We start from the raw sequence: 23,162 nt of genomic DNA on the forward strand, positions 1-23,162 counted from the left end.
CAACAGCAGAAGGCTGCAGCTCAAATGGCTTGGAGCAGCCTGTCGTTCAGGGAAAGGACAGCATGATGCGCGTGGCGGTGGGCCAGTTCAGTGCAGGCACAAATACCCGAGAAAATACGACGGCGCTGGGCCGGCTGGTGGAGGCGGCGGCGGCTGCGGGGGCGGAACTGGTGGTTCTTCCCGAGTCCAGCCTGTACGGAACCAGCGAGGGGGCCGGGGCGGTTGCCGCCGTGGCGGAGAACCTGGACGGCCCGTTCGTGAACGCCGTCGCCGGCTTCGCCGGCAGGCATGGAATCTTTGTGGTGGTGGGGACCTACGAGAGGAACCCGGACGGTCTGCCGCACAACACCCTTGTGGCGCTGGACAGCAGTGGGGATATCTTGGGCACTTACCGCAAGGTCCACCTCTACGATGCCTTCGGCTACCGGGAAAGCGAAGGAATAGCAGCCGGCAATCCGGGGGAGCCGCTGGTGTTCAGCCTGGGCGGCTTCGGCTTCGGTGCCTTCACCTGCTACGACCTTCGGTTCCCCGAAAGTGCCCGTGCAGCCATCGACGCCGGAACCGACGTCCTGCTGGTTCCGGCCATGTGGATCCGCGGCCCGGGCAAGGAGGACCACTGGAGCACGCTGCTCAAGGCGAGGGCCATCGAGAACACCGCCTACGTTCTGGCCGCCAACCAGACCGGGCCGCTGGCCACCGGGTACTCCATGGCCGTTGACCCTGCCGGAGTTGTCATGGCCAACGCCGGAGAGGAGGCGGGCCTCATCGTGGCTGACCTGAACCGGGACCGGCTCAACCGCGTGCGCAGGCAGGTGCCGGTACTGGACAACCGCCGCTTCTCTGTCGTCCCCCAAGCCCCGGTCCGCTCAGCGGGGCCTGGGTGAAAAGCGCAGTGAGAAGTTGTCCAGGCTGCCCGGGAGGGGCCGGGACGGGGACAGCCGGGAAGCGCCCTCCAGTGTGAACGATGTGTCCTGCAGCAGCCGGGCCAACAGGGCGCTGGTCAGCAGGAGCACCAGATGGCGGCCCGGGCAGCTGGCCGGGCCGGCGCTGAAGGGAACCAGGCCCCAGTCCTCGCGGGCTCCCACGTCCACGACATCGTCCTGCAGCCAGATGCCGGGATCGAAAGTGTCCGCCTGCGGAAGCCGGCGGCCGTCGCGGTGGAAGTATGGGGCGAAAATGAGCAGGCCGCACTTGGCGGGCATCGTGCCGTTGTCCCATGTGACTTCGGTGGTGGTCTGCCTGAGGATCATGGGCGTGTTGGGCCAGAGGCGCACCGTTTCCAGGACAGTGGCGCGCAGGAAGGGAAGATTCCTGCCTCCCGTGGTGTCGGCGTCGATCTCCTCGCGCGCCTTCTTCGCCGCCTCGTCGTGAGCCGAAAGCAGTGCCAGGGCACGGAAGGCGGACGTTCCGGAGGTATCGAAGGCAAACAGCCACTGCGGCACCTGGTCCCGGGGCGCAGCCGGGTCCTGCTCCGATATTCCGCGCATCACCGATGCCAGGCTGCCGGGGGCGGCGGTATTAATCCGTGACTGGACCCGCCGGAGGAATTCGTCGCGGGTCTTCCGGCGCTGCGGTTTCAGGGCGGACCAGTTGGCATCCTTCCGCAGCCGGGCCAGCATGTCCGTGAGCTGGTTATCGTCACGCGCGCCGTCGCCGAAGATCACGCGGCGGATAATCCGGAGCCAGGAAGTGATGAACAGATCCCAGTCCAGCACGTCCGTGGTGGCGCCGTCCCCGTCACCGATACTGGCCAGCAGGGCGTCCGCCTCTTCGTAGACCACCGGGAGGAAGGAGCTGGCCAGCCGGTGGACTGGGCTGTTGGTGTCAAGTGCCTGTTCCTGCAGTGCCCGGCGGGCCGTCCTTTCTCCGCCGGTGGAAATCAGGACGTTGCGGGGCTGGAAGTGCGCCAGGGCTCCCCGCTTTTCACTGCTTGCCGGGGAGAAGGGCTCCGGCGAGCCCGCCAGGACGGCATGCAGGTGTTCCGGCAGCAGGACCACGGCCTGCTTCCGGATGGGCAGCCGCAGGAGCAGGGGTCCGCCCGGGTACTTCTCCTCCAGCTTCTGCATCCTGGTGACGGCACGCCGATCCAGGTTGAGCCGCTCCGCCAGGGCCTCCACTCGTGGCCGGCGCATCAGCGGTCCCTTGGCCGCCGTCGGAATTAACACGTCCAAAAGGAACGCGGTGGTGTCCCTGGCACTTGCCGTGGGGAGTGGGGTGGCGGCGTTCATGGGGACCTGCTTTCCTGCCGGATTAGGTATCTCGCCTTTCCCGTACCCTCCGGGACGCCCCCGTAGTCAGGGGGCGGGCCGCCGGGTACCACACCCGTATTCGGGAGTAGGGTTAAAAGAGCGATGAGGGTTAGACAATTCCGGTTGCGTCGCCCTCCAGAGCAAAAGTGCGGGGCACCAAAGAAGGAAACGGGGCCTTGATGGCCAAAGAACATTCCAGGGAAACCGGCAGTGAGGGCCTCAACGAGCTTGTCCTCACCAGTTCGCATGTGGAGGAATTCCTCCAGGAACTTGCGGTCCTCGCCGCGGATCAACTGTCCCTGCCAGGACACGACGTTTCGTGCTCGGTGACGCTGGTCAGGCAAAAGAGGCCGGCCACGGTGGCCAGCAGTGATGCCCGTGCCAGGGCTATGGATGAGATCCAGTACCACTTCAATGAAGGACCTTGCCTGAGCGCGCTGGGGGAAGAAACAACGGTGTACGTAGCGGACCTGGAGAGTGAACAGCGGTGGCGGGATTACCTCCATGCCGTGGACAAGCGCGAACTCCGATCCGTCCTGGCCGTGCCCTTCCAGCCCGAGGGCGGGGCCAAGGCTGCCCTGAACCTGTACTCCGACCAACCCAACGGTTTCCAGGGTGAAGCCATCGAAAAGGCAGAACAGTTTGCCTGGCAGGCCAGCAGGTCCCTGCGGCTGGCGCTGCGGATAGCCCAGCTGACGGACAGCCGGAACGATCTCACCGCGGCCATGGAATCACGGACCGTCATCGACCTCGCTGCCGGTGCCATCATGGGGCAAAACCACTGCAGCCAGGAAACGGCCATGACCATCCTGAAGAGGGCCTCGAGCAGCCGCAACCTCAAACTCCGCGAAGTGGCCGCGACTGTGGTGGCTTCAGTCAGCCAAGACGCCTCAGTCAGCACGCACTTCGACGCGTGATGGACGATGGCGGCCCGGCCCGCCGTCGTCCTTTCCGCCGCTGAGCCGCGTACTTTGGTTTTTGACCCGGCTTTTACCTACGCCGGCGGGCTGGAGTTACCCTGTTCCCAACTGTCCCCAGTTGCCCCGTTGAGCTGGTCCCCATACGGGGCCAGCAGCGGCGGCTTGTCGTCGAGGAGTGCCTCAGGAGTCTCCTCGATCAGTTCATTGGCGGCCATGGCCAGCAGGTCCCGCTGGCCCGCCGGCAACGACAGGAGGCCCTCAAGGTAAGCCTGGACCTCATACTCGCCTGCGCAGCCGCTGAGGCTGAAGTACCGCAGCCAGAGCTCGCCCGCGGTGATGTCCGCTACTGCGAGCGCCTTTACCAGCCTGCTGCGCTGCTCCGGTTCATGCGGATCGAAGCCCATGTCCTCCTACCTTTCAGCAGGCGGCACCTTGGTGATCAGCTTTTCACTGATCCGGCCCAAGGAGGCGCCGGCGTCCCGGGCGTCTCTGATCATTCGCTGCAGCGCCTGGTCCTGGCTCATCCCGTGGCGCTCCATCGATATCCCACAGGCCCGGTTGATGGTGTCCCTGCTGGCCAGCGTGGCCTTGAGCTCTTCCGTCATCCGCTGCGGGGTTTCCTTGCCTTGGATATGGGCCAGGAGCGTCGCCGCTGTCCCTGCGAACAGGGACAGGACCCGCCCGGAATTGGCGTCGAACTGGCCCGGCAGCGCGGAGTAGATTTTCAGCGCCCCAATTGCTTCCTTACCTGCCAGCAGCGGTGCACTGACTACTGAACGGATGGGCAGCGCGGCCACGGCGGAAGTCCAGGCCGGCCAGCGGCCGTCCGCCTGAACGTCGTCCACAAGGACCACGTCTTCTGCGGCCCAGGCGGTAAGGCAGGGGCCCTCGCCCAGCTCGTACTGGGCTGTGTCAGCCTGCTTCACCAGGACATCGGTGAAACTGCTGCTGGTCTGCCTGCCTGCCCAGTCCAGGAGCGAGACTCCTGTTCCGGCAGCTCCGGGCGTGGACTCTTTGATGGCCTGGGCCAGCAGCGCCACTGCGTTGTCCACTTTCTCCTGGGTTAGCAGCAGTCCGCGGATGCGCGCCACTGCCGCCGTGAGGTCATCCAGGGAAAGATAGTTCACGCTGGCTTCCCTTGGCCGCGGGGCGGGCCGTGGTCCCGGCTCTGGTCCGGGACTTCCATCTGGAAACCGCAAGCACACCGCAGCACCCGGGTGGCCAGGTAAACCCTCAGTTCCTCCGGCAGGTTCTTCCCGGTATAGACGGCGGAAATGCTGAGCAAGTCAACTCCGGCGGGGGTCATCGCCTGCCCGCAGTGCATGTAGCTGCCGTCGAAAGCCAGGTCGTCGGAACTGGTGCACTGGCCTTTGGCCATCCTGGCCGCCGGCCTGGCGCCAGCCGGCCGGGTGTGGTGAAGCGCCATTACGCGACGGCCGGGTAGCTGCAGAGGATGTAGTCGGCCGCCGCGGGGCCGGTCATCCTCAGCTTGCTGTCCGCGACGTCGATGCCACAGCGGTGCATGCCCGCACGGAACGCCTGGTCTGATTTCGGGTGAAGCCCGTGAAGTTCGGCCCAGCTGACGTACAGGCCGTAGAGGCAGTCCGGCCCCAGGGTGCCGTCGCTGGTCGGATCAAAAACTGTTGCTTGCTCCAGGAACTGCTGGAAGTGCGAGGTTGCCATGATTGGCCCATTCCGCTTCTGCATCATGTGCTGCCGTTTTACTACAGCAGCTTCTCCAGGGGCCTGTGCAGGGGGCCGGTGAGGTGCGGAAAGTGAATCCCGTTACATCTCCGAGATTACCTGTCAGGAAAAGGGATGTACAGCGCGGCTGGCCCGGGCCGGGAGTGCTGACCGGGCCAGCGACAGGCTGTGGCAGCGCGTCATCAGGAGGAGAACTCTTCCGGGAATTTGGTAAGCGTGCTTATGATGTTCCCCTTTAGACGGTATGCAGAGCCCGTCTGTTCACTTTCCCATGAAGGGCGCCACCCGGGTGGGAACTGCTGAAAGGCCCCCATGCAGCTTGTCAAGGCGGAGTACCCCACCCCGGACCACGTCCTGGTTCACGTCAGTGATCCCCATTTTGTTGCGGAGGGGCTGCTGTACGGGGAGATGGATCCCCAGCTGGGCCTGGTGGAGGTACTGGACTCCATCGAGGCGAGCGGCATTGGGCCCGAGGCCATCATTTTCTCCGGTGACCTGACAGACAAGGGCAGTGCCGAGGCGTACCGGAAACTGCGCACTCTGGGCGATGCCTACGCAAAGCGGATGGGCACGCAGATCATTTGGGCCATGGGCAACCACGACGAACGCGGCAACTTCCGGAGTGTGCTGCTGGAGGAGGAGCCGCGGCCGGAGCCGGTGGACCGCCGCTATGACCTTGGCGGCCTCCGGGTGCTGGTGCTGGACTCGTCCGTCCCCGGCCACCACCACGGCGGCGTTACGGAGGAGCAGCTGGGCTGGCTGGCGGATGAACTGCAGACAACGGCCGACGACGGCACCCTCCTGGTGATCCACCATCCGCCTGTGCCTCCGGTACAGGACCTGGCTGTGCTGTCCGAGCTGCGGGACCAGGAGGCACTGGCGCAGGTGCTGGAGGGCAGTGATGTGATCGGCATCCTTTCAGGCCATACCCACTGCACCGTATTCTCCACCTTCGCCAAGATCCCGGTGTCCGTGGCGTCGGCCACCAGCTACACGCAGGACCTCGCGCTGTCCCCGGCTGCGATGCAGGGCAGGGACGGGGCCCGTTCCTTCAACCTGGTCCGGATCCATAACCGCACCTTCGTCACTGCAGTTGTCCCGGTAGGGGCGTACGCCGCCTTCGGGAAGCGCATCACCGCGGAAGAAACCCGGCGCCGGCTCAGGGCCGCCGTCGAGATGCCCGAGACAGAAACCAAACCGACGGGAGGCACCCTCAGCGGCCGCAGGTAGCGGCAAACCACCAGCAACGAAAGGACCAATCATGCAGCCACCCTCTTTCCCGCCCGGGACGCGGAACACCACACGAGGCAGCACCGGGGCCAGGCCCTGGAACGCGGCCGTCATCCTGGCCGGCGGCGTCGGAGCCCGGATGGGCCTGGACATCCCCAAGCAGTTTGTTCCAATAGCGGGGCGGACCAGCCTGGAACACACGGTGGAGCTCTTCCAGTCCTGCGAGCTCGTGGACGAAATCATCATCATGATGACCCCCGGCTATATTCCGAAGGCAAAGGAACTGCTGGAGAAGCATCCCAACGGCAAGATCGCTGCGATACTTCCCGGCGGCGCGGACCGCAGCGAAACCTCCCGCCTGGCACTGGCGGCCATTGCGGACAAGGACGCGAACGTCATCTTCCATGACGCAGTCCGACCTCTGCTGGACGGCGACATCATCGGTGCCTGCATCCGCGCGCTCGACGTCCATGCCGCCGTCGACACCGCTATCCCCTCGGCGGACACCATCATCGAAGTGGACGAGCACAATTTCATCCGTGCCGTGCCCCCACGAGCTAAGCTGCGGCGGGGACAGACACCCCAAGCCTTTCGCCTGCCGGTGATCGAACAGGCTTACGAGCGCGCTGTCCGGGACCCGGACTTCGCGGCCACGGACGACTGCTCGGTGGTGCTTAAGTACTGCCCGGACGTCCCCATCTTCGTGGTGGACGGGGACGAGGCGAACATCAAAATCACCCAGCCCATCGACATCCACATCGCCGACAAGCTGTTCCAGCTCAGGCACAAGACCGCCCTTCCCGGCGCCCACGCCGAGGGGCTGCGCGGCTCCACGGTCCTGGTGTTCGGCGCCAGCTCAGGGATCGGCCTGGAGCTGGTCCAGCAGCTCGAGGCGGAGGGTGCGCTGGTGGTGGGGCAGAGCCGCACCGGCAACGGCACTTATGTGGAGGACCGGCAGTGCGTGGCACAGGCGCTCGCAGATGCCGCCGCCGCCCATGGCAGGGTGGACCACGTCATCCTTTCCGCCGGCGTCCTCAGCGTGGGTCCGCTGGCCCAGCTGACGGACGAACAGTTGCACCATGACGTGGACGTGAACCTCACCGCGGCGTTTATCGTGGCCCAGGAATCTCACAAGTACCTGGCCCAGAGCAAGGGCTCATTGACGCTTTTTGCCTCCAGCTCGTACACGCGCGGCAGAGCCAACTACACGGTCTATTCGGCCACCAAGGCAGCCATCGTCAACCTCACCCAGGCGCTCGCGGACGAATGGAGCGCCGACGGGATCCGGGTGAACTGCATCAGCCCCAGCCGGACCGCTACGCCCATGCGGACCAGGGCGTTCGGTGTGGAGGAGGAAGGATCCCTGCTGCCGGCGGCGGCGGTGGCCGGAGCCAGCCTGCAGGTCCTGGCTTCGTCCATGACCGGACAGGTGGTGGATGTGCGCCTCCCATACACGGACGCCAGCAATGATCCGGCGCTGGTGGCGCAGCCATGAGCCAGGATGTGGAGACATCCAAACTGAGCGCCGGCAGCGTCCATACCCACACCATTCGGGCGGACAAGTGGTCGCTGACCCTGGCCGGGCCGCCGATTCCGGCGGACGTCACGCTGTCCATCCTGCTGGACGGCAGGCCCATCTGGAACGTCCGTGCCGGAGACGCCGCCCGGCCCGGACCCGGTGGTGGCTGCGTGATCGACTGGCCTCCGGCGCTGTCCGGGCGGCTTTCCGGCTGGGCGCCGCTGGCGGTGCAGCAGGGGGGAGCGGCGTTATGCCCGACGACGAGGATCGCCTTTGATGAGGCCCCGCACCAGTTCACGCTCGAGGAACCGGGCACCGGGATGCCGCAGATCGTCAACAAGTGGGGCCGCATCGCGCGGAATTTCGAGGGGCAGCGGGCGTACCTGATCGATGAGGCGCTGGACGAGGCCTGCCTGCTCGTGGAGTGGGCGCGGAGCCGCGGACTGCAGCTGTTCGTCACCGGCGGCACGCTGCTGGGACCGGTCAGGGACGGCCGTGTCATGCCCGGCGACGACGATGTGGACCTGGCGTACCTGAGCCGGTACGAGAACCCGTCGGACATTGCACTGGAAGGATTCGAGCTGGAACGTGCCCTGCACGCCATGGGCTACGAAACCGTCCGGCACTCCGCCGGGCACCTGCAGCTGCTCTTTCCGGGCGCGGACGGCACCGACCGGTTTTACCTGGATATCTTCACCTACTTCAACACCGGTGGCTGGTTCCACGGCACCTTCCATGCCCGGGAGCCAGCTGAAAAGGTCGCCATTTTCCCGCTGTGCAGCATCAGCATTAACGGCAGGGACCTGCCGATGCCGGCAGAACCGGAGCAGATGCTGGCCGCGATTTACGGCCCGGGCTGGCGCACCCCGGATCCGGCGTTCCGTTTCGTCACGCCGCCGCCGGCCCGTCGCCGCTATGACACCTGGCTTGGCGGCCTGGACTGGGACCGGGAGAACTGGGAGGACCACCATCGGGCGCTGCTGCAGGGTGAAGGAAGGCACCATGCAGGGCACATGCCGTCGCCCTGGGCGGAGGAACTGGCGCGGGAGCTTCCCCCGGCATCACGGATCCTGGAACTCGGCTGCGGCCTCGGTGCGGACGCCCGGCACTTCTCCGGGCAGGGTCATCATGTGGTGGCTGTTGACTACAGCCGCCCGGCGATCGGAAACCTGCGCGGCGTGCGGGCCGGGCCCGGGACCTTGGAGTTCCGCCGGGTCAACCTCAACTCCCTGCGCGAAACGGCCCCGCTGGCCAAACTCGTGCACCAGGGCGCTGGACCCTTGCATGTGTACGCGCGGCTGCTGCTCAATTCCTTGGATTGGCAGGGGCGGGAAAACACGCTGGAGCTGATTCGGCAGCTGCTGAAAAACCAGGTCCAGGCTGCTGCGGCTTTCCTGGAAGTGCAGGTGGGCGGATCCGAGGCCGCCTTCCCGGAGTGCCGTTTCTACGGCCCCATGGATGCTGCCGACCTGAAGGGCAGCATCACAGAACAGGGGCTCCAGGCAGAAGATGTTCCACAACCTGTGCGCCAGGACGATGGCGCCATAACCACCTACCGAGTGAAAGTGAGGGCCCTGCCATGAATGATCCCCTGATTGACGCCATCCACGAGCACGAGCCCTTCGACGACCCGCTGCAGGAGGTCAACATGCGGCTGGCCATCGCGGCGTCGGACATCGCCGAGCTGAAGGCGGAAGTTGCCCGGCTGGACCGGGACCTGGACGAGTCCCGGCGGCTGAACCGGAGGGCGGCTGAACTGCTGGACCTGGTGTACGAGCACCTGGCGGACGGCCGCCGTCCCGCCGTAAACCCTGCCCTGCAGGGCGAGGGGGCCGGCATATGAGCGGACTCGAGATCATCGGGGCATTCGAAAGCACTTACCTTCCCCGGCACGATACGGACATCTTCGAATCCACGGCCCATGACGTGCACTGGAAGAAGGACCTGGACCTGTTGGCCAGCTGTGGTGTGAGCAGGCTGCGGTACCCCGTCCGCTGGCACCGGGTGGAGGCCGAGGAAGGGGTGTTCAACTGGGCGGATACGGACAAAGTCCTGCACTACCTCAGGGACCATGGATTCCGGCCGATCGTTGACCTGGTCCACCACACCAGTTACCCCAAGTGGCTGGAAGGCGGCTTCGCCGATCCCGGGTTCGGGACCGCCTACCTGCGGTACACCGAAGAGTTCGCCAAGCGGTACCCCTGGGTGGAGGAGTACACGCTGTTCAACGAGCCCTTCTCCACCCTGTTCCTCACCGGGCACGAGGGCATCTGGCCGCCCTACCAGAAGGGCCTGGACAACTTCGTAGCCCAGGTCCTGAACGTACTGCCGGCAGTGGCGGAGGCCAGCCGGGCGTACGCGGACCTGCTGCCGGGGGCAAAGCACGTGTGGGTGGACACCTGCGAGCACCACACCGGGGAAGGGGCAGGCGGCAGCGCCTATGCCACCATGGCCAACGAACGCCGGTTCCTGGTGCTGGACAGCTTCCTGGGCAAGCACGACGGGAAGGGCTACGACCCCCACGGCCCCATGGGGGAGCTGCTCCGCGAGGCCGGAGGAGAAGCGCTGCAGGACCTGGAACCGGGACGGATCGACGTGCTGGGTTTGGACTACTACGCCCACTGCCAGTGGCACTTCGATGACAAGGGCGGTGCGCCCAACACGCCGTTTCCGCTCCCGCTGGCCCAGCAGATCTACCTGTACTGGGACCGGTACCGGCTGCCGTGCCTGCTGACTGAAACCAACGTCCGCGGCCGCACCTCGGACCGGGCCACCTGGTTTAAGTACGTGCTGGAACAGTGCGAACGGGCCCGGCAGATGGGCGTACCGCTGGAAGGCCTGTGCTGGTTCCCGGTGATCGACTCCACGGACTGGAACTCGCTCCTGTTCCGCAATGACGGCCACATCGATCCCGTTGGCGTTTACTGGCTTGACCAGGAACTGGCCCGCCAGCCCTCCGTCATGTCCGAGTCCTACGCAAAAGCCGCAGCCGGCACGCCGGCGAAAGACCTGCCGGCTTTCACGCTTGGCGAACCCGTGGCCAGCTGGCTGCGCGGTTACGGGCCGCAGATGTCCCACTGGAACTGGATGGAGGCCCCTGACGCGGATCTGGGAAACAGTCTGCCCAACACGCAGACCCGAATGGAATTGAGGATTGTCAATGCAGAGTGAACTGATCGTCTTGTCGCATCTCCGCTGGGATTGGGTTTGGCAGCGTCCCCAGCACCTTGTTTCACGGCTGGGCTCCGGCTGTTCCACCTGGTACGTGGAGGAACCACTGACGCCGTCGCCCGGGTTCAAAGGGCAGAACCGGATCAACTCGGCCAAGGTGGACGGGCTGAACCGGGTGTGGCTGGAGATTCCGGAGCAGGGCCACCACGTGGGATTCTTCGATGACGTCCTGCCGGACTACATCGAACAGCTCCCCGAACTTGTGGGCGAACCGGCCGGCGAGCGGGTGGTGTGGCTGTACACTCCACTGGCCCTGGAATTGGCCCTCGCACTCAAGCCGACAACCCTCGTTTACGACGTGATGGACGATCTTGCGGCGTTCAAGGACGCCCCGCCGGAACTGGTGGTGAGGCAGCGGCAGGCGCTGCGCCGGGCCGACGTCGTGTTTGCCGGCGGCCGTTCGCTGCACAAGTCCATGGTCCGGCAGGGGCGTGCGGACACGCTGCTCTTTCCCAGCGGGGTGGAGCCGGAGCACTACAGGCTCCGGACGGCGGAGCCGCGCGAGGAAGGGTGGCGTCCGGTGGCGGGATACGTCGGGGTGCTGGACGAGCGGCTGGACCTTCAGCTGATCGCCGGCCTGGCCGCCGCGCTGCCGGAGTGGGACATCAAGATGTACGGGCCGGTGGCCAAGATCGATCCGGCCAGCCTGCCGCAGGCGCCCAACATCAGCTACGAGGGCTACACGTCTTATAAGGAGCTCCCGGAGGCCATGGCGGGCCTGGATGTGGCGCTGATGCCGTTTGCCCTGAACGAGGCAACGCGCTCCATCAGCCCCACCAAGACCCTCGAATACCTGGCCGCCGGACTGCCGGTGGTGTCCACCCGGGTGCCGGACGTCGTCGCGGACTTCCCGGGCGTGGTCCACCTGCGTGACGACGCCGCCGGCTTCGCTGCCCTGTGCCGGACGCTCGGCCAGCGGGATCCGTCGCGCGGGCCCAAGGTAAAGACCCGTGAGCTGCTGAAGAAGTACCACTGGGATGCGATCGCGGCCCGGATGGCTGAATCAGCGTTCAGCGGAGGCCTGCAGCGGCCCGACCCGTCCGAGGCCACCGCCTGACGGCCCGGACGCCGTCGGCACCGCGGTATATCGCGACCCCTGTACCCCGGCGGCACATCCCGGTACCGTGAAACAAGTAAGGCTACTTACTATCCTGAGGAGGACCAATCGTCATGAATGAAGTACCCCTGCACAAGGACCTGCCGCTGCCCGACTATGACCACCTTCCGGCGGGGACCCTGCCCACCCGCATCTCCGGGCTGGAAGAGGCGGACGTGGCGCAGCTGATCACCTACGAGAAGGCGCACGGGAACCGGCTGCCCATCCTGCAGGTCCTGGAGAAGAGGCTGCACGACCTGCAGGGAGGCGCCGTTCCACGTGGACCACAGGCGCCGGACACTCCGGAGGTGAACACGGGCCAGCCGGACACGCCGCAGAGCGCCAGCGTGCCTGGCCCGCCGGTCAATCCTCCGTCGCAGGGCGACCCCACGAATCCGGCGCAGCCGCGGGCATGATCCCGCGTGAAATGAAACGGATCGACTAACGGGAAGGGTGCGGGCATGGACAGGCAGGACGCAGCAGGCGGGGGCGCCGGAGGGGACGACGCCGAAGCGGACCTGCATGCCCGTATCCGCTCCCGTCGGGGCGAGGTGGAGAGGCAGTTGGCCGAGTGGGTGCGCGTGCACGGCGTCTTCGGGATGCCGGAGCACCAGCAGGACCTGCTCCGCTCGGCCAACTGGCTCGCCGGCGCCTTCCGCGAACTCGGCTTCCCGGTGGTGGAGGTGCTGCCCACCGGGAAGTCCCATGCCGTGTACGCGGAGTGGTGCGCCGCGCCGGGTGCCCCCACCGCACTGGTGTACAGCCATCACGATGTCCGGGCAACCAAACCGGACAACTGGGACCAGACAGAACCGTTCGAGCCGGTGGTCCGGGAGGGCAGGCTTTACGGCCGGGGCAGCTCGGACGCGAAGGGTCAGATCCTGGCGCACCTGGAGGGAGTCCGCGCCCACCTCCACCAACGCTCCATCAAGTCCCACCTCCACACCCATGACGCTCTCTCACTTGATGCGCTTAAATCCCCAACGCTCTCGCACTCCACGGCCCCTGCCGTCAACCTGAAGTTCCTCATCGAGGGCGAGGAGGAAGGCGGCTCCCCGAACCTGGCCAAGCTCCTGGAGGAGCAGGCGGACAGGTTCCAGGCCGACGTCGTGGTCTTCTCCGACACCCTGCTTTGGCACCAGGACCACCCGGCACTGTGCGTGAGCCTGCGCGGGATGCTGACCGCCAAACTTGAGGTGTACGGGCCGGAGAGGGACGTTCACAGCGGCGCAGTCTCCGGCAACGCGCCCAACCCCGCCTTCGAGCTGGGCCGGCTGCTGTCACTCCTGCACGACGCGGACGGGCGGATAACCATTCCGGGATTCTACGACGACGTCGAGCCGCTTCCGGAGGACCTGCGGCAGGCGCTCGCGGACCTTCCGTTCAGCGAGGAGGACTGGCTGAAACGGTCCGAGACCGGCGCCATCACCGGCGAGCAGGGGTACACGGTACTGGAGCGGCTGTGGCTGCGTCCCGCCGTCGAGGTCACTTCCATCATCGCCGGCGACCCGCTCGGTGTGTCGCGTGCGGCAGTACCGGCAGTTGCAGCGGCGGACCTCAGCTTCCGCACGGTCCCGGGGCAGCATGCGGAGAAGCTGGCAGAGCAGCTGCAGCACTGGGTGAGGACCACTATCGGGGACGCCTTCGGACATTCTCTGGTGCCGGACCTGCGGACGTCACAGGAGCCGTACCGCACCCCGGACCACCCCGCCGTCGCCGCCCTGGAGCGGGCCATGGCGGCCGGGTTCCGCGCTGAAAAAGTGGGCCGGATGGGCAACGCCGGCGGCGGACCGGCAGAGCTCTTAGCCCGCACGCTTCAGGCGCCCGTGGTGTTCTTCGGCACCGGACTGGTGGAGGACCACTGGCATGACAGCGACGAAAGCGCCAGCCTGGACGTCCTGATGAAGGGCGCGGCAACGCTGGCGTGCCTCTGGGACGAGCTTGCGATGATGCAACGAGCAAAGGACGACGGCGATGGACATCTACGGCAATGAAGGGACAGGCGGGGCAGGGGCAGGGCCACGGACCTTCGGAGTCGAGGAGGAGCTGCTCCTGGTGGACCCGGCCACAGGGGAAGCCGTGCCCATGGCGGGGGCGCTACTTGACCTCTACGTCCGTCCCCTGGCTGCCAATGCCGGACCCGTCCTCACGGCCGAGTTCCAGCAGGAAATGATCGAGGTGGTCACGCCGCCGCACTCCACCATGGCTGGGCTCAAAGCGGACATCATCGCAGGCAGGACCATCGCCCGCCAGGCCGCGGAGGACATCGGGGTCAGGGTTGCCGCGCTGGGCACGTCGCCGCTTCCGGCCGATCCCCATCCCGTGCAGCTCCGGCGATTCAAAGCCATGGCGGAAGAGTATGCGCTGACGGCCCGCGAGCAGCTCACCTGCGGCTGCCACATCCACGTCTCGGTGGAATCGCCGGAGGAAGCCGTCGGCGTGCTGGACCGGACGCGGATCTGGCTGCCCGTGCTGATCGCACTCAGTGCCAACTCGCCGTTTTGGCACGGGAGCGACTCAGGCTACGCCAGCTACCGCTCGCAGGTGTGGAACCGGTGGCCGTCGGCCGGACCCCTGGAGGTCCTCCGTACGCCGGACGCCTACCACCAGTTGATTCATGACATGGTGAGTACCGGAGTCGTGCTGGACGAGGGCATGATCTATTTCGACGCCCGGCTCTCCCGGCACTATCCCACGGTGGAGGTCCGGATTGCTGATGTATGCCTCCGGCCGGAGAACACCGTGCTGCTGGCCGGCATTGTCCGCGGCCTCGTCGAGACCGCAGCCCGGGAATTGCGGGCAGGGACCGAGCCGCCGCCCGTGCCCGTCGCACTGCTGAGGCTGGCCGGCTGGAAGGCGAGTCGCTGGGGGCTGCGTGCTGAACTTTTGGATCCCGTGACCGGCCGCCCATCCCCGGCGCTCGGCGTCGTAAACTCCCTACTGAACCACATCCGGGAAGCGCTGCAGGACCTCGGGGACCTGGACCATGTGGAGTCCCTGGTGGACGAACTGCTGGGCACCGGCACGGGGGCGGTGCGTCAATTGGAGGTGCTGCACCGTACCGGGAACCTCGAGGACGTGGTGGCGGACGCCGCCAACTGCACGGTGGCCGCGACGCAGCGCGGGTGGTGACTAGATCCCCGCCGGGCGCACCTTGATGCCGCCAAGGGTGCGGAGAAGTGCGACGGCGGTGATGGCACCTGCCGCGAGGATCGCGGCCAGGACCACTACCTGGAACCGGCCGGCTTCCAGCGGGGACGCGCCGCCGAAAATCGCGCCGACAAATGCGCCGGGCAGCGTGACCAGCCCGGTGGTCCTGGTCTGGTCGATCGAGGGGATCAGCGCGGAGTGGATGGACAGCCGGGCCTGGGTGAGCGTGGCCCGCCGGGGCGCGGCGCCAAGGGCGAGCCAGCCCTCCACCTGGTCCCACTCGCCGTGGACCGCCTCAAAGAAGCGGCGACCGGCGAGGACGGCGACGGTCATGCAGTTGCCGATCACGATGCCGCCCACGGCCAGGGCATACCGCGGCTCCGGCGCCACAGCGCCGGTTCCGAACACGACCATCAGTGTCACTGCAACGCCCACCGCCATGGTTGCTGCCACTGCAGCGAACCGATGCCAGGACCACTTGAGCCGGCGCGTGGCCGTCACCGCCGCCACGTTGAACATGACCAGCAGGGCCACTGCCACCCAGAAAGGGTCGGTGATGATGCCGCCCAGCACCAGGCTGATGAGGGCCAGTTGCGCTGCCCCGCGGAGTACGGCCAGTGACGGTGCAAGGAACGACGGCGAGTGGGCGCCCCAGAGGACCGCCGTTGCCACTGCCATCAGGATGGCAAGGGCCGCCAGTGTGGGAACCAGGGCATGAAGGTTGGGCACCGGTCCAGCCTATCGACGCCGGGTGTGGTTACGATGGAAGTGTTAGCCGCCGGCGGCATGCCGGCGGGAGCCGACCGTAGGGAGAAACACCATGGGTTTGGACGACAAAATCGGAAACGCCGCCGAGAAGCTGGGCGGCAAGGGCAAGGAAGCCACCGGCGAGGCAACCGGCGATGAAAGCCTGGCCGCGGAAGGCCGCGGAGACCAGGCCAAGGGCGACCTGAAGCAGGCCGGCGAGAAGGTCAAGGACGCGTTCAAGAAGGACTAACCGGTATCAGAACTGAAGGGTGCGGCTTCCATGGAGCCGCACCCTCCGTCTTTAAGCAGCCCAGCGCTCTGTAAAGCGGATGATAGTGCTGGCAACAGCTTGACGGAAAACGGTTCCGGCGGCTGAAGAGGGGTACCTGTTGACCATGACCGTGAAATCCCAGGCAGACCGGAAAACCGTCGAAGTGAAGGGGACCTCCCTGTCCTACCTTGATGCAGGAAGCCGGGATGCACCGCCATTGCTGCTTCTGCACGGGACTTTCTGGAGCCGGGTATGGCAGCCGGTTCTGCCGCTGTTGGCGGGCAAGTTGCATTGTATGGCGCTCGATTTTCCGGGCTTCGGCCGGAGCGAAGGGGAGCTGCATATTGAAGATGCCAGCGTCCCGGCGCTGGCCCAGGTGGTGGAGGACGCCGCGGATGCGCTCGGACTGGACACCTTCGCTGTGGCCGCCCACGACATTGGTGGGGGAGTGGCCCAGCACTTGGCTGCCTACTCCGGCAGGGTGACGAAGCTGGTGCTGGTCAACGCCGTGATGTTCGATTCCTGGCCCGTGCCGGCGGTGGAACGGTTCCGCGACCAGGCTCTCCGTGCGGCCACCAGCCCGGAAGAACTGCTCGCGGCACGGACCAAAACGATGCAGCTCACCGTGAAGCGCCCGCTCAGCAGCGAAGAAATCGACGAGTACGTTTCCCCGTGGCAGGACCCGGCCCGGGGCAGGTCCTGGATGGCCATGGCGGGTGCGGCGGACGCACGCTACACCCTTGACCTGCTGCCGGCGCTGAAGGACGCAGCGGTGGCCACGCGGCTGATCTGGGGCAGGGGCGACGACTTCCAAAAGGTCAGCTTCGCCCGCCGCTACGTCTCGGAGATACCGTCCAGCGACCTGGTACAGGTGGCCGGCAGGCACATCCCCATGGAGGACTCTCCGCGCGAGGTTGCCGCTGCCATGCTGGAGCATCTGGCCTGACATACCAGCACCACCCCCTGCTGCTGGTATTGCACATGAGAATGGTTCTCAATAGACTGTCAGGCATGTTCGTTACCGTTGTGAGTTCCCTCGACGTCTTTGCCCGGCAGAAAGCGTGCGCCGTGCTGGCCGCGGAAAGGCCCGGCGCCCTGGTAGTTTTCCATGACCTGCTTGGGGGCGGAGTGGTGGTCCGCCGTGTTTTTAAGGAGGGCCGTTGCCTGGAGCGGCAGGAGTCCACCCTTGAACACGGCTGCCTGAGCTGCACGGTCCGGCTGGATGTGGTGCCGGCCCTGCGGCGACTGGCTGTGCAGGGAACGCATGTAATCCTGGGGCTGCCGGCGGCGGTGGAGTCATCCATGGCAGTGGGTGCCCTGCTGAAGGGGCTGGGCAGCGCGGTCACCGTGACTTCTGTGGTGCTGGCCTGCGCGCCCGACGCGGTGGAAGACCAGATCTGGGACCATCACACCCTCTTCGAGTCCGGGTTCACCCCCGTGCCGGAGGATGACCGGACGTCGGGGGAGTTCCTGGTAGGGGAGTTGTCCTTCGGCGACACGGTAATGCTGTCCGATCCTGCCCTGGTTCCGGTGGATCCGGGACTGCGCGTCCGCGGCGGCCAGCTGCTCAAGGAGCTGGCTCCCCATGCGGTGGTGGCAGACGCGGACGGCGCGGTCAAGCAGGGCAGGCACCGGCTGGCCAAAGCCATGGGGCGAACGGTTCCTGGCTCGGTGCGCGTCCCGGACCACCCGTCTGCCCCCTTCTCGACCGTGGTGCACAGGATCCGCCGGCCCTTGCATCCGGAGCGCTTCCGCCATGCGCTGAAGGCGCTCGCGGAAGGTTCCTGCTGGCTGCGCGGAACGCTCTGGGTGGCATCAGCCCCGGGCTGCCGGATCGCCGTCCAGGGCATCGGACCCAGGGTCTGGCTCGAAAACACCGGGCCCTGGCAGGCGGACCGGGATCCGCTGCTGCGGACGCCGCCGGAAGGCGGCGGAGCCGGGCTGGACTGGCATCCCGAATATGGCGACCGCGGAACAGTCCTGGCCGTCACCGGTGACGCTGTAGACGCCGCCGAAGTCGCCGCACTACTGAACGCGTGCGAGCTGACCGACGACGAGATGGCTTCGGCCGCCGCCTCGTTCGAGGACCCGCTCGGGCTGAATGAGCCAACCGAAACACACCAAAGGAGTAACTGATGAAAGTACGTAATTCACTGCGGGCGCTGAAAAAGATCCCGGGCGCGCAGATCGTTCGCCGCCGGGGCCGCACTTTCGTGATCAACAAGAAGAACCCGCGCATGAAGGCGCGCCAGGGCTAGCAGGCAGAAGCACCAGCAAACAAGGGAGCGGGCGGAGTTATCCACCCGCTCCTTTGGCGTACCCTGAACCGTGAACGATCGCGGAGAGCGCGCGCCCTAGGCGAAGCCCTGCAACCTCTTGATCAGTTCATCCGCCTGGGCCAGGTTGCGGGCCATCTTTGCCCGTTCAGCCACGGCTTTCTCAAGGAAGCCGGCAAGTTTGGCCTGCGTTTCCTCGCCTGGACCGCCGTCCTTCGGTGCAGCGAAGATCTCCAGGATCTCTGCCATTTCCTCCAGCGAGAACCCCAGCGGCTTCATCTGCTTGATCACCATCAGGCGCTCGAAGTCGTCCTCCGAATAGACGCGGAAGCCGCCATCGGTGCGGGCCGTGGCTGGAAGCAGCCCCACGTCGTCGTAATGCCTGATGGTGCGGAGGGACAAACCTGTACGTTCGGCGAGCTCCCCGATGTGCATAGTGGAAGTACCGGTTCGTGCTGCCATGAGTGCTCCTCCATAAGTACGCACGGGAAACTCTACCATCACGTTAGGGTAAAGTTAGCGCTGGCGGTCAGACCTCTGTGCGTACTCCCGCCACACCGGCGCGGCGCTGCGCCCCCTTCATTCTTCGAAAGAGCGAGGGCGCTGACGCGCGTCTTCCTGACCATGAACGGAGCCAGCAATGGCCGTCAAAACCGCCGGGGACGCCCCCGCCTACACCCCGGAACAGTTGCAGTCAGTCCGGGAAACCCTGAGGTCCCCGCGCCGGCTGAAGACTGAGGTCCTCGGCGGGCTCGTCGTCGCGCTGGCACTGATCCCGGAGGCCATCGCCTTCTCCATCATCGCCGGGGTGGACCCCCGCCTGGGCCTGTTCGCCTCCTTCACCATGGCCGTTACCATCGCCTTCGTGGGCGGCCGCCCTGCCATGATCTCGGCCGCGACGGGCGCCGTGGCCCTGGTCATTGCCCCGCTCGTGAAGTCCCACGGCGTGGACTACCTGATTGCCGCCGTCGTCCTGGCCGGGATTTTCCAGGTCATCCTGGGTCTATCCGGGGTGGCCAAGCTGATGCGCTTCATTCCGCGGTCGGTGATGGTGGGCTTCGTCAACGCCTTGGCCATACTGATCTTCATGGCCCAGGTTCCCGAACTGCTGGGTGTGCCGTGGCTGGTGTACCCGCTGCTGGCGCTGGCCCTGCTGATCGTGTTCGGCCTGCCGAAGCTCACCAACGCTGTCCCCGCCCCGCTGGTGGCCATCGTGGTCCTCACCCTCATCACCGTCCTGGCCTCGCTCACCGTCCCTACCGTGGGGGACAAGGGCGGGCTGCCGGACTCGCTTCCGTCTCTGTTCATCCCCAACGTGCCGTTCACGCCCGAGACCCTGCAGGTGATCTTCCCGTTTGCGCTGGCCATGGCCTTCGTGGGACTCCTCGAATCGCTTATGACCGCCAAGCTGGTGGATGACATCACGGACACCCGCTCCAACAAGACCCGCGAGGCGTGGGGCCAGGGCGTGGCCAACCTCGTCACCGGGTTCACCGGCGGCATGGGCGGCTGCGCCATGATCGGCCAGACCATGATCAACGTCAAGGCCTCGGGCGCCCGAACCAGGATCTCCACGTTCCTGGCCGGCGTCTTCCTGTTGATCCTCGTGGTGGCACTGGGAGGGATCGTCTCCGTCATTCCCATGGCCGCGCTGGTGGCGGTGATGATCTTCGTTTCGTGGGCCACCTTCGACTGGCACAGTATCCACCCCCGCACCCTGAAGATGATGCCCAAGAGCGAAACCCTGGTCATGGTGGCCACCGTGATCGTCACCGTGGCCACACACAACCTGGCCATCGGCGTCGGCGTTGGGGTCCTGGTTGCCATGGTGCTGTTCGCGCGGCGGGTGGCCCACTTCGTAACCGTCGAGCGGACCGTCTCCAATGCGGGGGGACAGGAGACTGCCACCTACGTAGTGAACGGAGAGCTGTTCTTCGCCTCCTCCAACGACCTCTACACCCAGTTCGAGTACGCGAGGGACCCCGGGCACGTGGTGATCGACATGCGCGCCTCACACCTCTGGGACGCCTCCACGATCGCCGCCCTGGACGCGATCACTGAAAAGTACCGCGCCCACGGCAAGGACGTGAAGATCACAGGCCTGAACGACGCCAGCACCACCATGCGCGAACGCCTCGGCGGAAAGCTGGGCGCGGGGCACTAAATTTCAGGTCAAGCGTCGAAGTGCGTCAGCACTTCCGGGTCCTGCGAGATGGACGAAACCACTGCCGCTGCCACCTCGCGGAGCTTCATATTGCGGGAGCTGGAGGCGATCTTGAGGATCTTCATCGCAGCGTCCTGCCTGCAGCGGTTCTGGGCCATGATTGCCCCAACGGCAATGTCGATGGTGGTCCGCGATTCCATCGCAGCCTTCAGGTGCCGGCGGTCATCGCTCAACTGGCCGATCCGGACTGCCAGTCGCAAAGTTTTGGAGGCCTGCGCGGCGTAGGTTTCGGCTTTGTCGATGTCCGCGCCGCTGAAGGCATGGGTGCGGGTGGAATAGAAGTTGAGCCCGGCGTTCGCCTCGCCTTCGAGCGGGAGCGGAACGGAGAGGATGGACCCGATTCCCTCGGCCCAGGCGGCGCTGCAGTAGGGGCGCCAGTGCGGCTCCTCCCGCAGGTCGGGTACATGGGTGGTGTTCATGTCGGTAACAGCTGCAAGGCAGGGCCCGTCGCCGAAGCCGTACTGCACTTCATCCAGGGCCCGGACGCGGGGGTCACTGGTGGCCACGGTGGTCGGCTTCTTCCGTCTCAGCAGTGTCACCCCGCACAGGAGGTCGTTATGCCCCGAAAGGCTCGTGGCGGAGAAGACGGCGAGTTCGTTGAGTAATTCGTCCACGTCCTCAGTCCGGAGGACGAGGTCCTGGAGCTGGTCCGCCACACTGGTGCCCTGCTGCGTGCTGCTGTCCTGGGCCATGCGGCCTCGTTCCCTTGTCATGCCATCCATCAACGGCCATTGGCATCGGAAAGACTGCCGCCCGCCCTGTTGGCGGAAGTCCAGTCTATTGCTTATTGACCTTTATGGCGTGTATCCCCACCCCCTGTTCGTTCCTGCCCGTTGCTTCCCCCGGACGGGCCTTCCAAGCCGGGACACGCCGTCGTGCACGGCGCGGCCGCCTCCACCTGCGAAAGGTAACCGGACAGGAATGGACGACGGCGGCACAACAGGCAGCGGGGTGACGTTTCGCTGCTGCGGCGGCCGGGAGCCGCCTCATGAGGGAACGTGGTTTGGCCGCGTGAGCGCGGCGCGAACGTGGTGCCCTCAGTCCGGGTCCATTGCCAGTGCAGGGGCCAGCTCAGCCAGGGAGGACACGGTATGGTCCGGCGCCTGGAAGTAGTTCGGGTAGCGGCCGCCTGAACGGTTGAGCCACGCCGTGGCGAGCCCTGCCCGGGACGCGCCGTGGATGTCCCAGGGGTGAACGGCCACCAGGAGCATCTGCTCCGCTGTGGCACCGCAGGCCTCGGCGGCGTAGTGGTAGGAAGCTTGTCCTGGCTTCCACCCCGGCGCGTCCTCCACGGACAGCAGCAGCTCAAAGCTCCCCCGGATGCCGGCGTCCGTGAACAGCTGCTCGGCCACCTGGGTGGAACCGTTCGTGAGGGTGGTCAGGCGGTAGCCGGCGGACTGAAGCGCTCCAACACCCTCAGCGACGTCGTCGTGCAGTCCCAGACGGGAGAAGCCAGCCAAGACATGCTGCACCGCTGACTCGGTGTCCCGGTCCAGATCCTGGCCGGTGAAGAGGCAGCGCAGGGCTTCGGCGCCAATTGTCGCGAACGTCTGGTTGTCTCCGGCGGCAGTCAGGGCGAAGCCGTCCCGCAGCAGCGTGGCGAACCACAGCTTAGCCAGGTGCCCCGGCGCGCCAACCTCCACGAACCGCTGGGCCATGGGGGACATGTCGGACAGGGTCTCGTTCACGTCGAAGACAATGACGGCCGGTCTCACTCAGGCTTCCTTTTGCGCGGCGGAAGCCTCGGCACGGCGCGGCTTGTCATTACGTCCTGGCGTTCCGCTTGAGCCAGCCCCACACTGCCGTGGCGGCGAACAGCACCAGAGCTAGGAAGGCCAGCCACAGCAGGCCCTCGATAATGAAGCCCAGGACGGAGAGAACAAGCCAGATGATCAGCAGTGTGATGATGAGTCCCATCCACGAATCCTAGCTCCCGCACCCTTTGACATATGGGGGCTCCCCGGGAGTTAAATGGGGGACTGGAATTATTGACAGCCGCGAGGCGGGGGCGCAGTCTGATACCGCTGGGTGCCAGTGTTGGCTGGCATCAACGCTTCAGCGCAAGCCCGCCAACCGACCCCGGAGCTGTCTGAAGGCTCCGGATGAACAGTTCCACACACTCCTTGCCAGGAGACCGAAATGACCGCAGTAAAACTCGATGCAAAATCGTTCGACCAGCCCGACGAAAAGCGCCGCCCGCCGAAGACGCAGGTGGATGTAGTAACGCTCGGCGATGCCACACTCGGCAGGTTCACGTTCGAACCGGGCTGGCGGTGGTCCGAAACCGTCAAGACCGTGGTCCACACGGACAGCTGCCAGGTCAACCACGTGGGCATCTGCACCGCCGGAACCCTGACCGTTCAAATGGAGGACGGGTCGCAGGTCACGGTAACCCCGGGCCACGCCTACACCATTCCAGCCGGCCACGACGCATGGGTTGAAGGCAACGAACCCTTTGTTGGTTACGAAGTGATGAGTGCCGCCGTCTTCGCCAAGCCCGCCTGAGCCAGGCAGTTAAACCTGATCCAAGCGGCTGAAGAAGTAC

General features: G+C 66.0%; 27 protein-coding genes. 17 read left to right on the top strand and 10 right to left on the bottom strand.

Annotated elements, in window-relative coordinates:
* Positions 1 to 62 precede the first annotated feature (62 nt).
* Positions 63 to 884, top strand: coding sequence for a carbon-nitrogen hydrolase family protein (locus FDW81_RS11175; RefSeq protein WP_240720191.1), 822 nt, complete (start codon positions 63 to 65; stop codon positions 882 to 884).
* Here FDW81_RS11175 and FDW81_RS11180 read toward each other — a convergent pair.
* A complete protein-coding gene (locus FDW81_RS11180) occupies positions 867 to 2,228 on the bottom strand; it encodes a cytochrome P450 (RefSeq protein WP_138134262.1) in 1,362 nt (453 codons plus the stop codon). The two genes, FDW81_RS11175 and FDW81_RS11180, sit on opposite strands and share 18 nt — an antisense overlap.
* A 200-nt stretch (positions 2,229 to 2,428) precedes the next feature.
* Between FDW81_RS11180 and FDW81_RS11185 the strand changes: the two genes are divergently transcribed.
* Positions 2,429 to 3,166, top strand: coding sequence for a GAF and ANTAR domain-containing protein (locus FDW81_RS11185; RefSeq protein ID WP_138134263.1), 738 nt, complete (start codon positions 2,429 to 2,431; stop codon positions 3,164 to 3,166).
* A 77-nt stretch (positions 3,167 to 3,243) separates the two neighbouring features.
* On the opposite strand, the gene FDW81_RS11190 is transcribed toward FDW81_RS11185, so the two are convergent.
* From FDW81_RS11190 to FDW81_RS11205, 4 genes are read right to left on the bottom strand one after another with little or no spacing between them, the layout of a single operon-like run.
* A complete protein-coding gene (locus FDW81_RS11190; protein WP_138134264.1) occupies positions 3,244 to 3,573 on the bottom strand; it encodes a hypothetical protein in 330 nt (109 codons plus the stop codon).
* A 6-nt stretch (positions 3,574 to 3,579) separates the two neighbouring features.
* Positions 3,580 to 4,296 carry a GAF and ANTAR domain-containing protein gene (locus FDW81_RS11195; RefSeq protein ID WP_138134265.1) on the bottom strand — a complete coding sequence of 239 codons (717 nt, stop codon included), beginning with the start codon at positions 4,294 to 4,296 and terminating at the stop codon, positions 3,580 to 3,582.
* A complete protein-coding gene (locus FDW81_RS11200; RefSeq protein WP_138134266.1) occupies positions 4,293 to 4,595 on the bottom strand; it encodes a hypothetical protein in 303 nt (100 codons plus the stop codon). The genes FDW81_RS11195 and FDW81_RS11200 overlap by 4 nt, the downstream gene beginning before the upstream one ends.
* Positions 4,595 to 4,852, bottom strand: a complete 258-nt coding sequence (locus tag FDW81_RS11205) for a hypothetical protein (protein ID WP_138134267.1) — start codon at positions 4,850 to 4,852, stop codon at positions 4,595 to 4,597. Before FDW81_RS11205 ends, FDW81_RS11200 begins: the two co-directional genes overlap by 1 nt.
* 333 nt (positions 4,853 to 5,185) lie before the next feature.
* Here FDW81_RS11205 and FDW81_RS11210 point away from each other — a divergent pair, with 333 nt between their 5' ends.
* The 9 genes from FDW81_RS11210 (at position 5,186) to FDW81_RS11250 (ending at position 15,081) form a co-directional block, all read left to right on the top strand.
* Positions 5,186 to 6,103, top strand: a complete 918-nt coding sequence (locus tag FDW81_RS11210; RefSeq protein ID WP_138134268.1) for a phosphodiesterase — start codon at positions 5,186 to 5,188, stop codon at positions 6,101 to 6,103.
* 31 nt (positions 6,104 to 6,134) lie between these two features.
* A complete protein-coding gene (locus FDW81_RS11215; RefSeq protein WP_138134269.1) occupies positions 6,135 to 7,598 on the top strand; it encodes a bifunctional cytidylyltransferase/SDR family oxidoreductase in 1,464 nt (487 codons plus the stop codon).
* Complete coding sequence (locus FDW81_RS11220) at positions 7,595 to 9,205, top strand: bifunctional 2-polyprenyl-6-hydroxyphenol methylase/3-demethylubiquinol 3-O-methyltransferase UbiG (RefSeq protein WP_138134270.1); 1,611 nt, start codon at positions 7,595 to 7,597, stop codon at positions 9,203 to 9,205. The genes FDW81_RS11215 and FDW81_RS11220 overlap by 4 nt, the downstream gene beginning before the upstream one ends.
* Complete coding sequence (locus FDW81_RS11225; protein WP_138134271.1) at positions 9,202 to 9,465, top strand: DUF6752 domain-containing protein; 264 nt, start codon at positions 9,202 to 9,204, stop codon at positions 9,463 to 9,465. The genes FDW81_RS11220 and FDW81_RS11225 overlap by 4 nt, the downstream gene beginning before the upstream one ends.
* A complete protein-coding gene (locus tag FDW81_RS11230) occupies positions 9,462 to 10,793 on the top strand; it encodes a family 1 glycosylhydrolase (RefSeq protein WP_138134272.1) in 1,332 nt (443 codons plus the stop codon). Before FDW81_RS11225 ends, FDW81_RS11230 begins: the two co-directional genes overlap by 4 nt.
* Positions 10,783 to 11,910, top strand: coding sequence for a glycosyltransferase (locus FDW81_RS11235; RefSeq protein ID WP_138134273.1), 1,128 nt, complete (start codon positions 10,783 to 10,785; stop codon positions 11,908 to 11,910). The genes FDW81_RS11230 and FDW81_RS11235 overlap by 11 nt, the downstream gene beginning before the upstream one ends.
* A 113-nt stretch (positions 11,911 to 12,023) precedes the next feature.
* Positions 12,024 to 12,365, top strand: a complete 342-nt coding sequence (locus tag FDW81_RS11240; protein ID WP_138134274.1) for a hypothetical protein — start codon at positions 12,024 to 12,026, stop codon at positions 12,363 to 12,365.
* Between the two features lie 45 nt (positions 12,366 to 12,410).
* A complete protein-coding gene (locus FDW81_RS11245; RefSeq protein WP_138134275.1) occupies positions 12,411 to 13,943 on the top strand; it encodes a M20/M25/M40 family metallo-hydrolase in 1,533 nt (510 codons plus the stop codon).
* Entirely contained in the window at positions 13,924 to 15,081 is a 1,158-nt protein-coding gene (locus tag FDW81_RS11250) for a glutamate--cysteine ligase (RefSeq protein WP_138134276.1), read from the top strand. The genes FDW81_RS11245 and FDW81_RS11250 overlap by 20 nt, the downstream gene beginning before the upstream one ends.
* Here the strand turns inward: FDW81_RS11250 and FDW81_RS11255 are convergent, their stop codons facing one another.
* Positions 15,082 to 15,828 carry an ABC transporter permease gene (locus tag FDW81_RS11255; RefSeq protein WP_138134277.1) on the bottom strand — a complete coding sequence of 249 codons (747 nt, stop codon included), beginning with the start codon at positions 15,826 to 15,828 and terminating at the stop codon, positions 15,082 to 15,084.
* A gap of 91 nt (positions 15,829 to 15,919) precedes the next feature.
* On the opposite strand from FDW81_RS11255, the gene FDW81_RS11260 reads away from it, so the two are divergent.
* The 4 genes from FDW81_RS11260 to ykgO all read left to right on the top strand — a co-directional run bounded on the left by FDW81_RS11260 (position 15,920) and on the right by ykgO (position 18,375).
* A complete protein-coding gene (locus tag FDW81_RS11260; protein WP_138134278.1) occupies positions 15,920 to 16,096 on the top strand; it encodes a CsbD family protein in 177 nt (58 codons plus the stop codon).
* 145 nt (positions 16,097 to 16,241) lie between these two features.
* Positions 16,242 to 17,063, top strand: coding sequence for an alpha/beta fold hydrolase (locus tag FDW81_RS11265; protein WP_138134279.1), 822 nt, complete (start codon positions 16,242 to 16,244; stop codon positions 17,061 to 17,063).
* A gap of 65 nt (positions 17,064 to 17,128) precedes the next feature.
* Positions 17,129 to 18,253 carry a GTP-binding protein gene (locus FDW81_RS11270; RefSeq protein WP_171027182.1) on the top strand — a complete coding sequence of 375 codons (1,125 nt, stop codon included), beginning with the start codon at positions 17,129 to 17,131 and terminating at the stop codon, positions 18,251 to 18,253.
* The gene (gene ykgO, locus FDW81_RS11275; protein WP_011693081.1) at positions 18,253 to 18,375 is read left to right on the top strand and encodes a type B 50S ribosomal protein L36; all 123 of its coding nucleotides are present in this window, start codon (positions 18,253 to 18,255) and stop codon (positions 18,373 to 18,375) included. Before FDW81_RS11270 ends, ykgO begins: the two co-directional genes overlap by 1 nt.
* 96 nt (positions 18,376 to 18,471) lie before the next feature.
* Here ykgO and FDW81_RS11280 read toward each other — a convergent pair whose 3' ends face one another.
* Positions 18,472 to 18,855, bottom strand: a complete 384-nt coding sequence (locus tag FDW81_RS11280; protein ID WP_138134280.1) for a MerR family transcriptional regulator — start codon at positions 18,853 to 18,855, stop codon at positions 18,472 to 18,474.
* A 178-nt stretch (positions 18,856 to 19,033) separates the two neighbouring features.
* On the opposite strand from FDW81_RS11280, the gene FDW81_RS11285 reads away from it, so the two are divergent.
* The gene (locus FDW81_RS11285) at positions 19,034 to 20,557 is read left to right on the top strand and encodes a SulP family inorganic anion transporter (protein ID WP_138134281.1); all 1,524 of its coding nucleotides are present in this window, start codon (positions 19,034 to 19,036) and stop codon (positions 20,555 to 20,557) included.
* 8 nt (positions 20,558 to 20,565) lie between these two features.
* On the opposite strand, the gene FDW81_RS11290 is transcribed toward FDW81_RS11285, so the two are convergent.
* The 3 genes from FDW81_RS11290 to FDW81_RS18115 all read right to left on the bottom strand — a co-directional run bounded on the left by FDW81_RS11290 (position 20,566) and on the right by FDW81_RS18115 (position 22,534).
* Entirely contained in the window at positions 20,566 to 21,330 is a 765-nt protein-coding gene (locus tag FDW81_RS11290) for a GAF and ANTAR domain-containing protein (protein WP_240720193.1), read from the bottom strand.
* A 324-nt stretch (positions 21,331 to 21,654) separates the two neighbouring features.
* Positions 21,655 to 22,332 (bottom strand): haloacid dehalogenase type II, encoded by a 678-nt coding sequence (locus FDW81_RS11295; RefSeq protein ID WP_240720195.1) that lies wholly within the window; start codon positions 22,330 to 22,332, stop codon positions 21,655 to 21,657.
* Between the two features lie 49 nt (positions 22,333 to 22,381).
* Positions 22,382 to 22,534, bottom strand: a complete 153-nt coding sequence (locus FDW81_RS18115) for a hypothetical protein (RefSeq protein WP_171027183.1) — start codon at positions 22,532 to 22,534, stop codon at positions 22,382 to 22,384.
* A gap of 222 nt (positions 22,535 to 22,756) precedes the next feature.
* Between FDW81_RS18115 and FDW81_RS11300 the strand changes: the two genes are divergently transcribed.
* A complete protein-coding gene (locus tag FDW81_RS11300) occupies positions 22,757 to 23,122 on the top strand; it encodes a cupin domain-containing protein (RefSeq protein WP_138134282.1) in 366 nt (121 codons plus the stop codon).
* The last annotated feature ends 40 nt before the right edge of the window (positions 23,123 to 23,162 follow it).

The sequence above is a fragment of the Pseudarthrobacter sp. NamB4 genome (assembly GCF_005796185.1).
Taxonomy (GTDB): domain Bacteria; phylum Actinomycetota; class Actinomycetes; order Actinomycetales; family Micrococcaceae; genus Arthrobacter.

Excerpts from the sequence above, each read along its gene's own strand:
- FDW81_RS11175 (WP_240720191.1), top strand. The coding sequence starts at position 63 with ATGATGCGCGTGGCGGTGGGCCAGTTCAGTGCAGGCACAAATACCCGA.
- FDW81_RS11180 (WP_138134262.1), bottom strand. The coding sequence starts at position 2,228 with ATGAACGCCGCCACCCCACTCCCCACGGCAAGTGCCAGGGACACCACC.
- FDW81_RS11185 (WP_138134263.1), top strand. The coding sequence starts at position 2,429 with ATGGCCAAAGAACATTCCAGGGAAACCGGCAGTGAGGGCCTCAACGAG.
- FDW81_RS11190 (WP_138134264.1), bottom strand. The coding sequence starts at position 3,573 with ATGGGCTTCGATCCGCATGAACCGGAGCAGCGCAGCAGGCTGGTAAAG.
- FDW81_RS11200 (WP_138134266.1), bottom strand. The coding sequence starts at position 4,595 with ATGGCGCTTCACCACACCCGGCCGGCTGGCGCCAGGCCGGCGGCCAGG.
- FDW81_RS11205 (WP_138134267.1), bottom strand. The coding sequence starts at position 4,852 with ATGGCAACCTCGCACTTCCAGCAGTTCCTGGAGCAAGCAACAGTTTTT.
- FDW81_RS11210 (WP_138134268.1), top strand. The coding sequence starts at position 5,186 with ATGCAGCTTGTCAAGGCGGAGTACCCCACCCCGGACCACGTCCTGGTT.
- FDW81_RS11215 (WP_138134269.1), top strand. The coding sequence starts at position 6,135 with ATGCAGCCACCCTCTTTCCCGCCCGGGACGCGGAACACCACACGAGGC.
- FDW81_RS11220 (WP_138134270.1), top strand. The coding sequence starts at position 7,595 with ATGAGCCAGGATGTGGAGACATCCAAACTGAGCGCCGGCAGCGTCCAT.
- FDW81_RS11225 (WP_138134271.1), top strand. The coding sequence starts at position 9,202 with ATGAATGATCCCCTGATTGACGCCATCCACGAGCACGAGCCCTTCGAC.
- FDW81_RS11230 (WP_138134272.1), top strand. The coding sequence starts at position 9,462 with ATGAGCGGACTCGAGATCATCGGGGCATTCGAAAGCACTTACCTTCCC.
- FDW81_RS11235 (WP_138134273.1), top strand. The coding sequence starts at position 10,783 with ATGCAGAGTGAACTGATCGTCTTGTCGCATCTCCGCTGGGATTGGGTT.
- FDW81_RS11240 (WP_138134274.1), top strand. The coding sequence starts at position 12,024 with ATGAATGAAGTACCCCTGCACAAGGACCTGCCGCTGCCCGACTATGAC.
- FDW81_RS11245 (WP_138134275.1), top strand. The coding sequence starts at position 12,411 with ATGGACAGGCAGGACGCAGCAGGCGGGGGCGCCGGAGGGGACGACGCC.
- FDW81_RS11250 (WP_138134276.1), top strand. The coding sequence starts at position 13,924 with ATGGACATCTACGGCAATGAAGGGACAGGCGGGGCAGGGGCAGGGCCA.
- FDW81_RS11260 (WP_138134278.1), top strand. The coding sequence starts at position 15,920 with ATGGGTTTGGACGACAAAATCGGAAACGCCGCCGAGAAGCTGGGCGGC.
- FDW81_RS11265 (WP_138134279.1), top strand. The coding sequence starts at position 16,242 with ATGACCGTGAAATCCCAGGCAGACCGGAAAACCGTCGAAGTGAAGGGG.
- FDW81_RS11270 (WP_171027182.1), top strand. The coding sequence starts at position 17,129 with ATGTTCGTTACCGTTGTGAGTTCCCTCGACGTCTTTGCCCGGCAGAAA.
- ykgO (WP_011693081.1), top strand. The coding sequence starts at position 18,253 with ATGAAAGTACGTAATTCACTGCGGGCGCTGAAAAAGATCCCGGGCGCG.
- FDW81_RS11280 (WP_138134280.1), bottom strand. The coding sequence starts at position 18,855 with ATGGCAGCACGAACCGGTACTTCCACTATGCACATCGGGGAGCTCGCC.
- FDW81_RS11285 (WP_138134281.1), top strand. The coding sequence starts at position 19,034 with ATGGCCGTCAAAACCGCCGGGGACGCCCCCGCCTACACCCCGGAACAG.
- FDW81_RS11290 (WP_240720193.1), bottom strand. The coding sequence starts at position 21,330 with ATGACAAGGGAACGAGGCCGCATGGCCCAGGACAGCAGCACGCAGCAG.
- FDW81_RS18115 (WP_171027183.1), bottom strand. The coding sequence starts at position 22,534 with ATGGGACTCATCATCACACTGCTGATCATCTGGCTTGTTCTCTCCGTC.
- FDW81_RS11300 (WP_138134282.1), top strand. The coding sequence starts at position 22,757 with ATGACCGCAGTAAAACTCGATGCAAAATCGTTCGACCAGCCCGACGAA.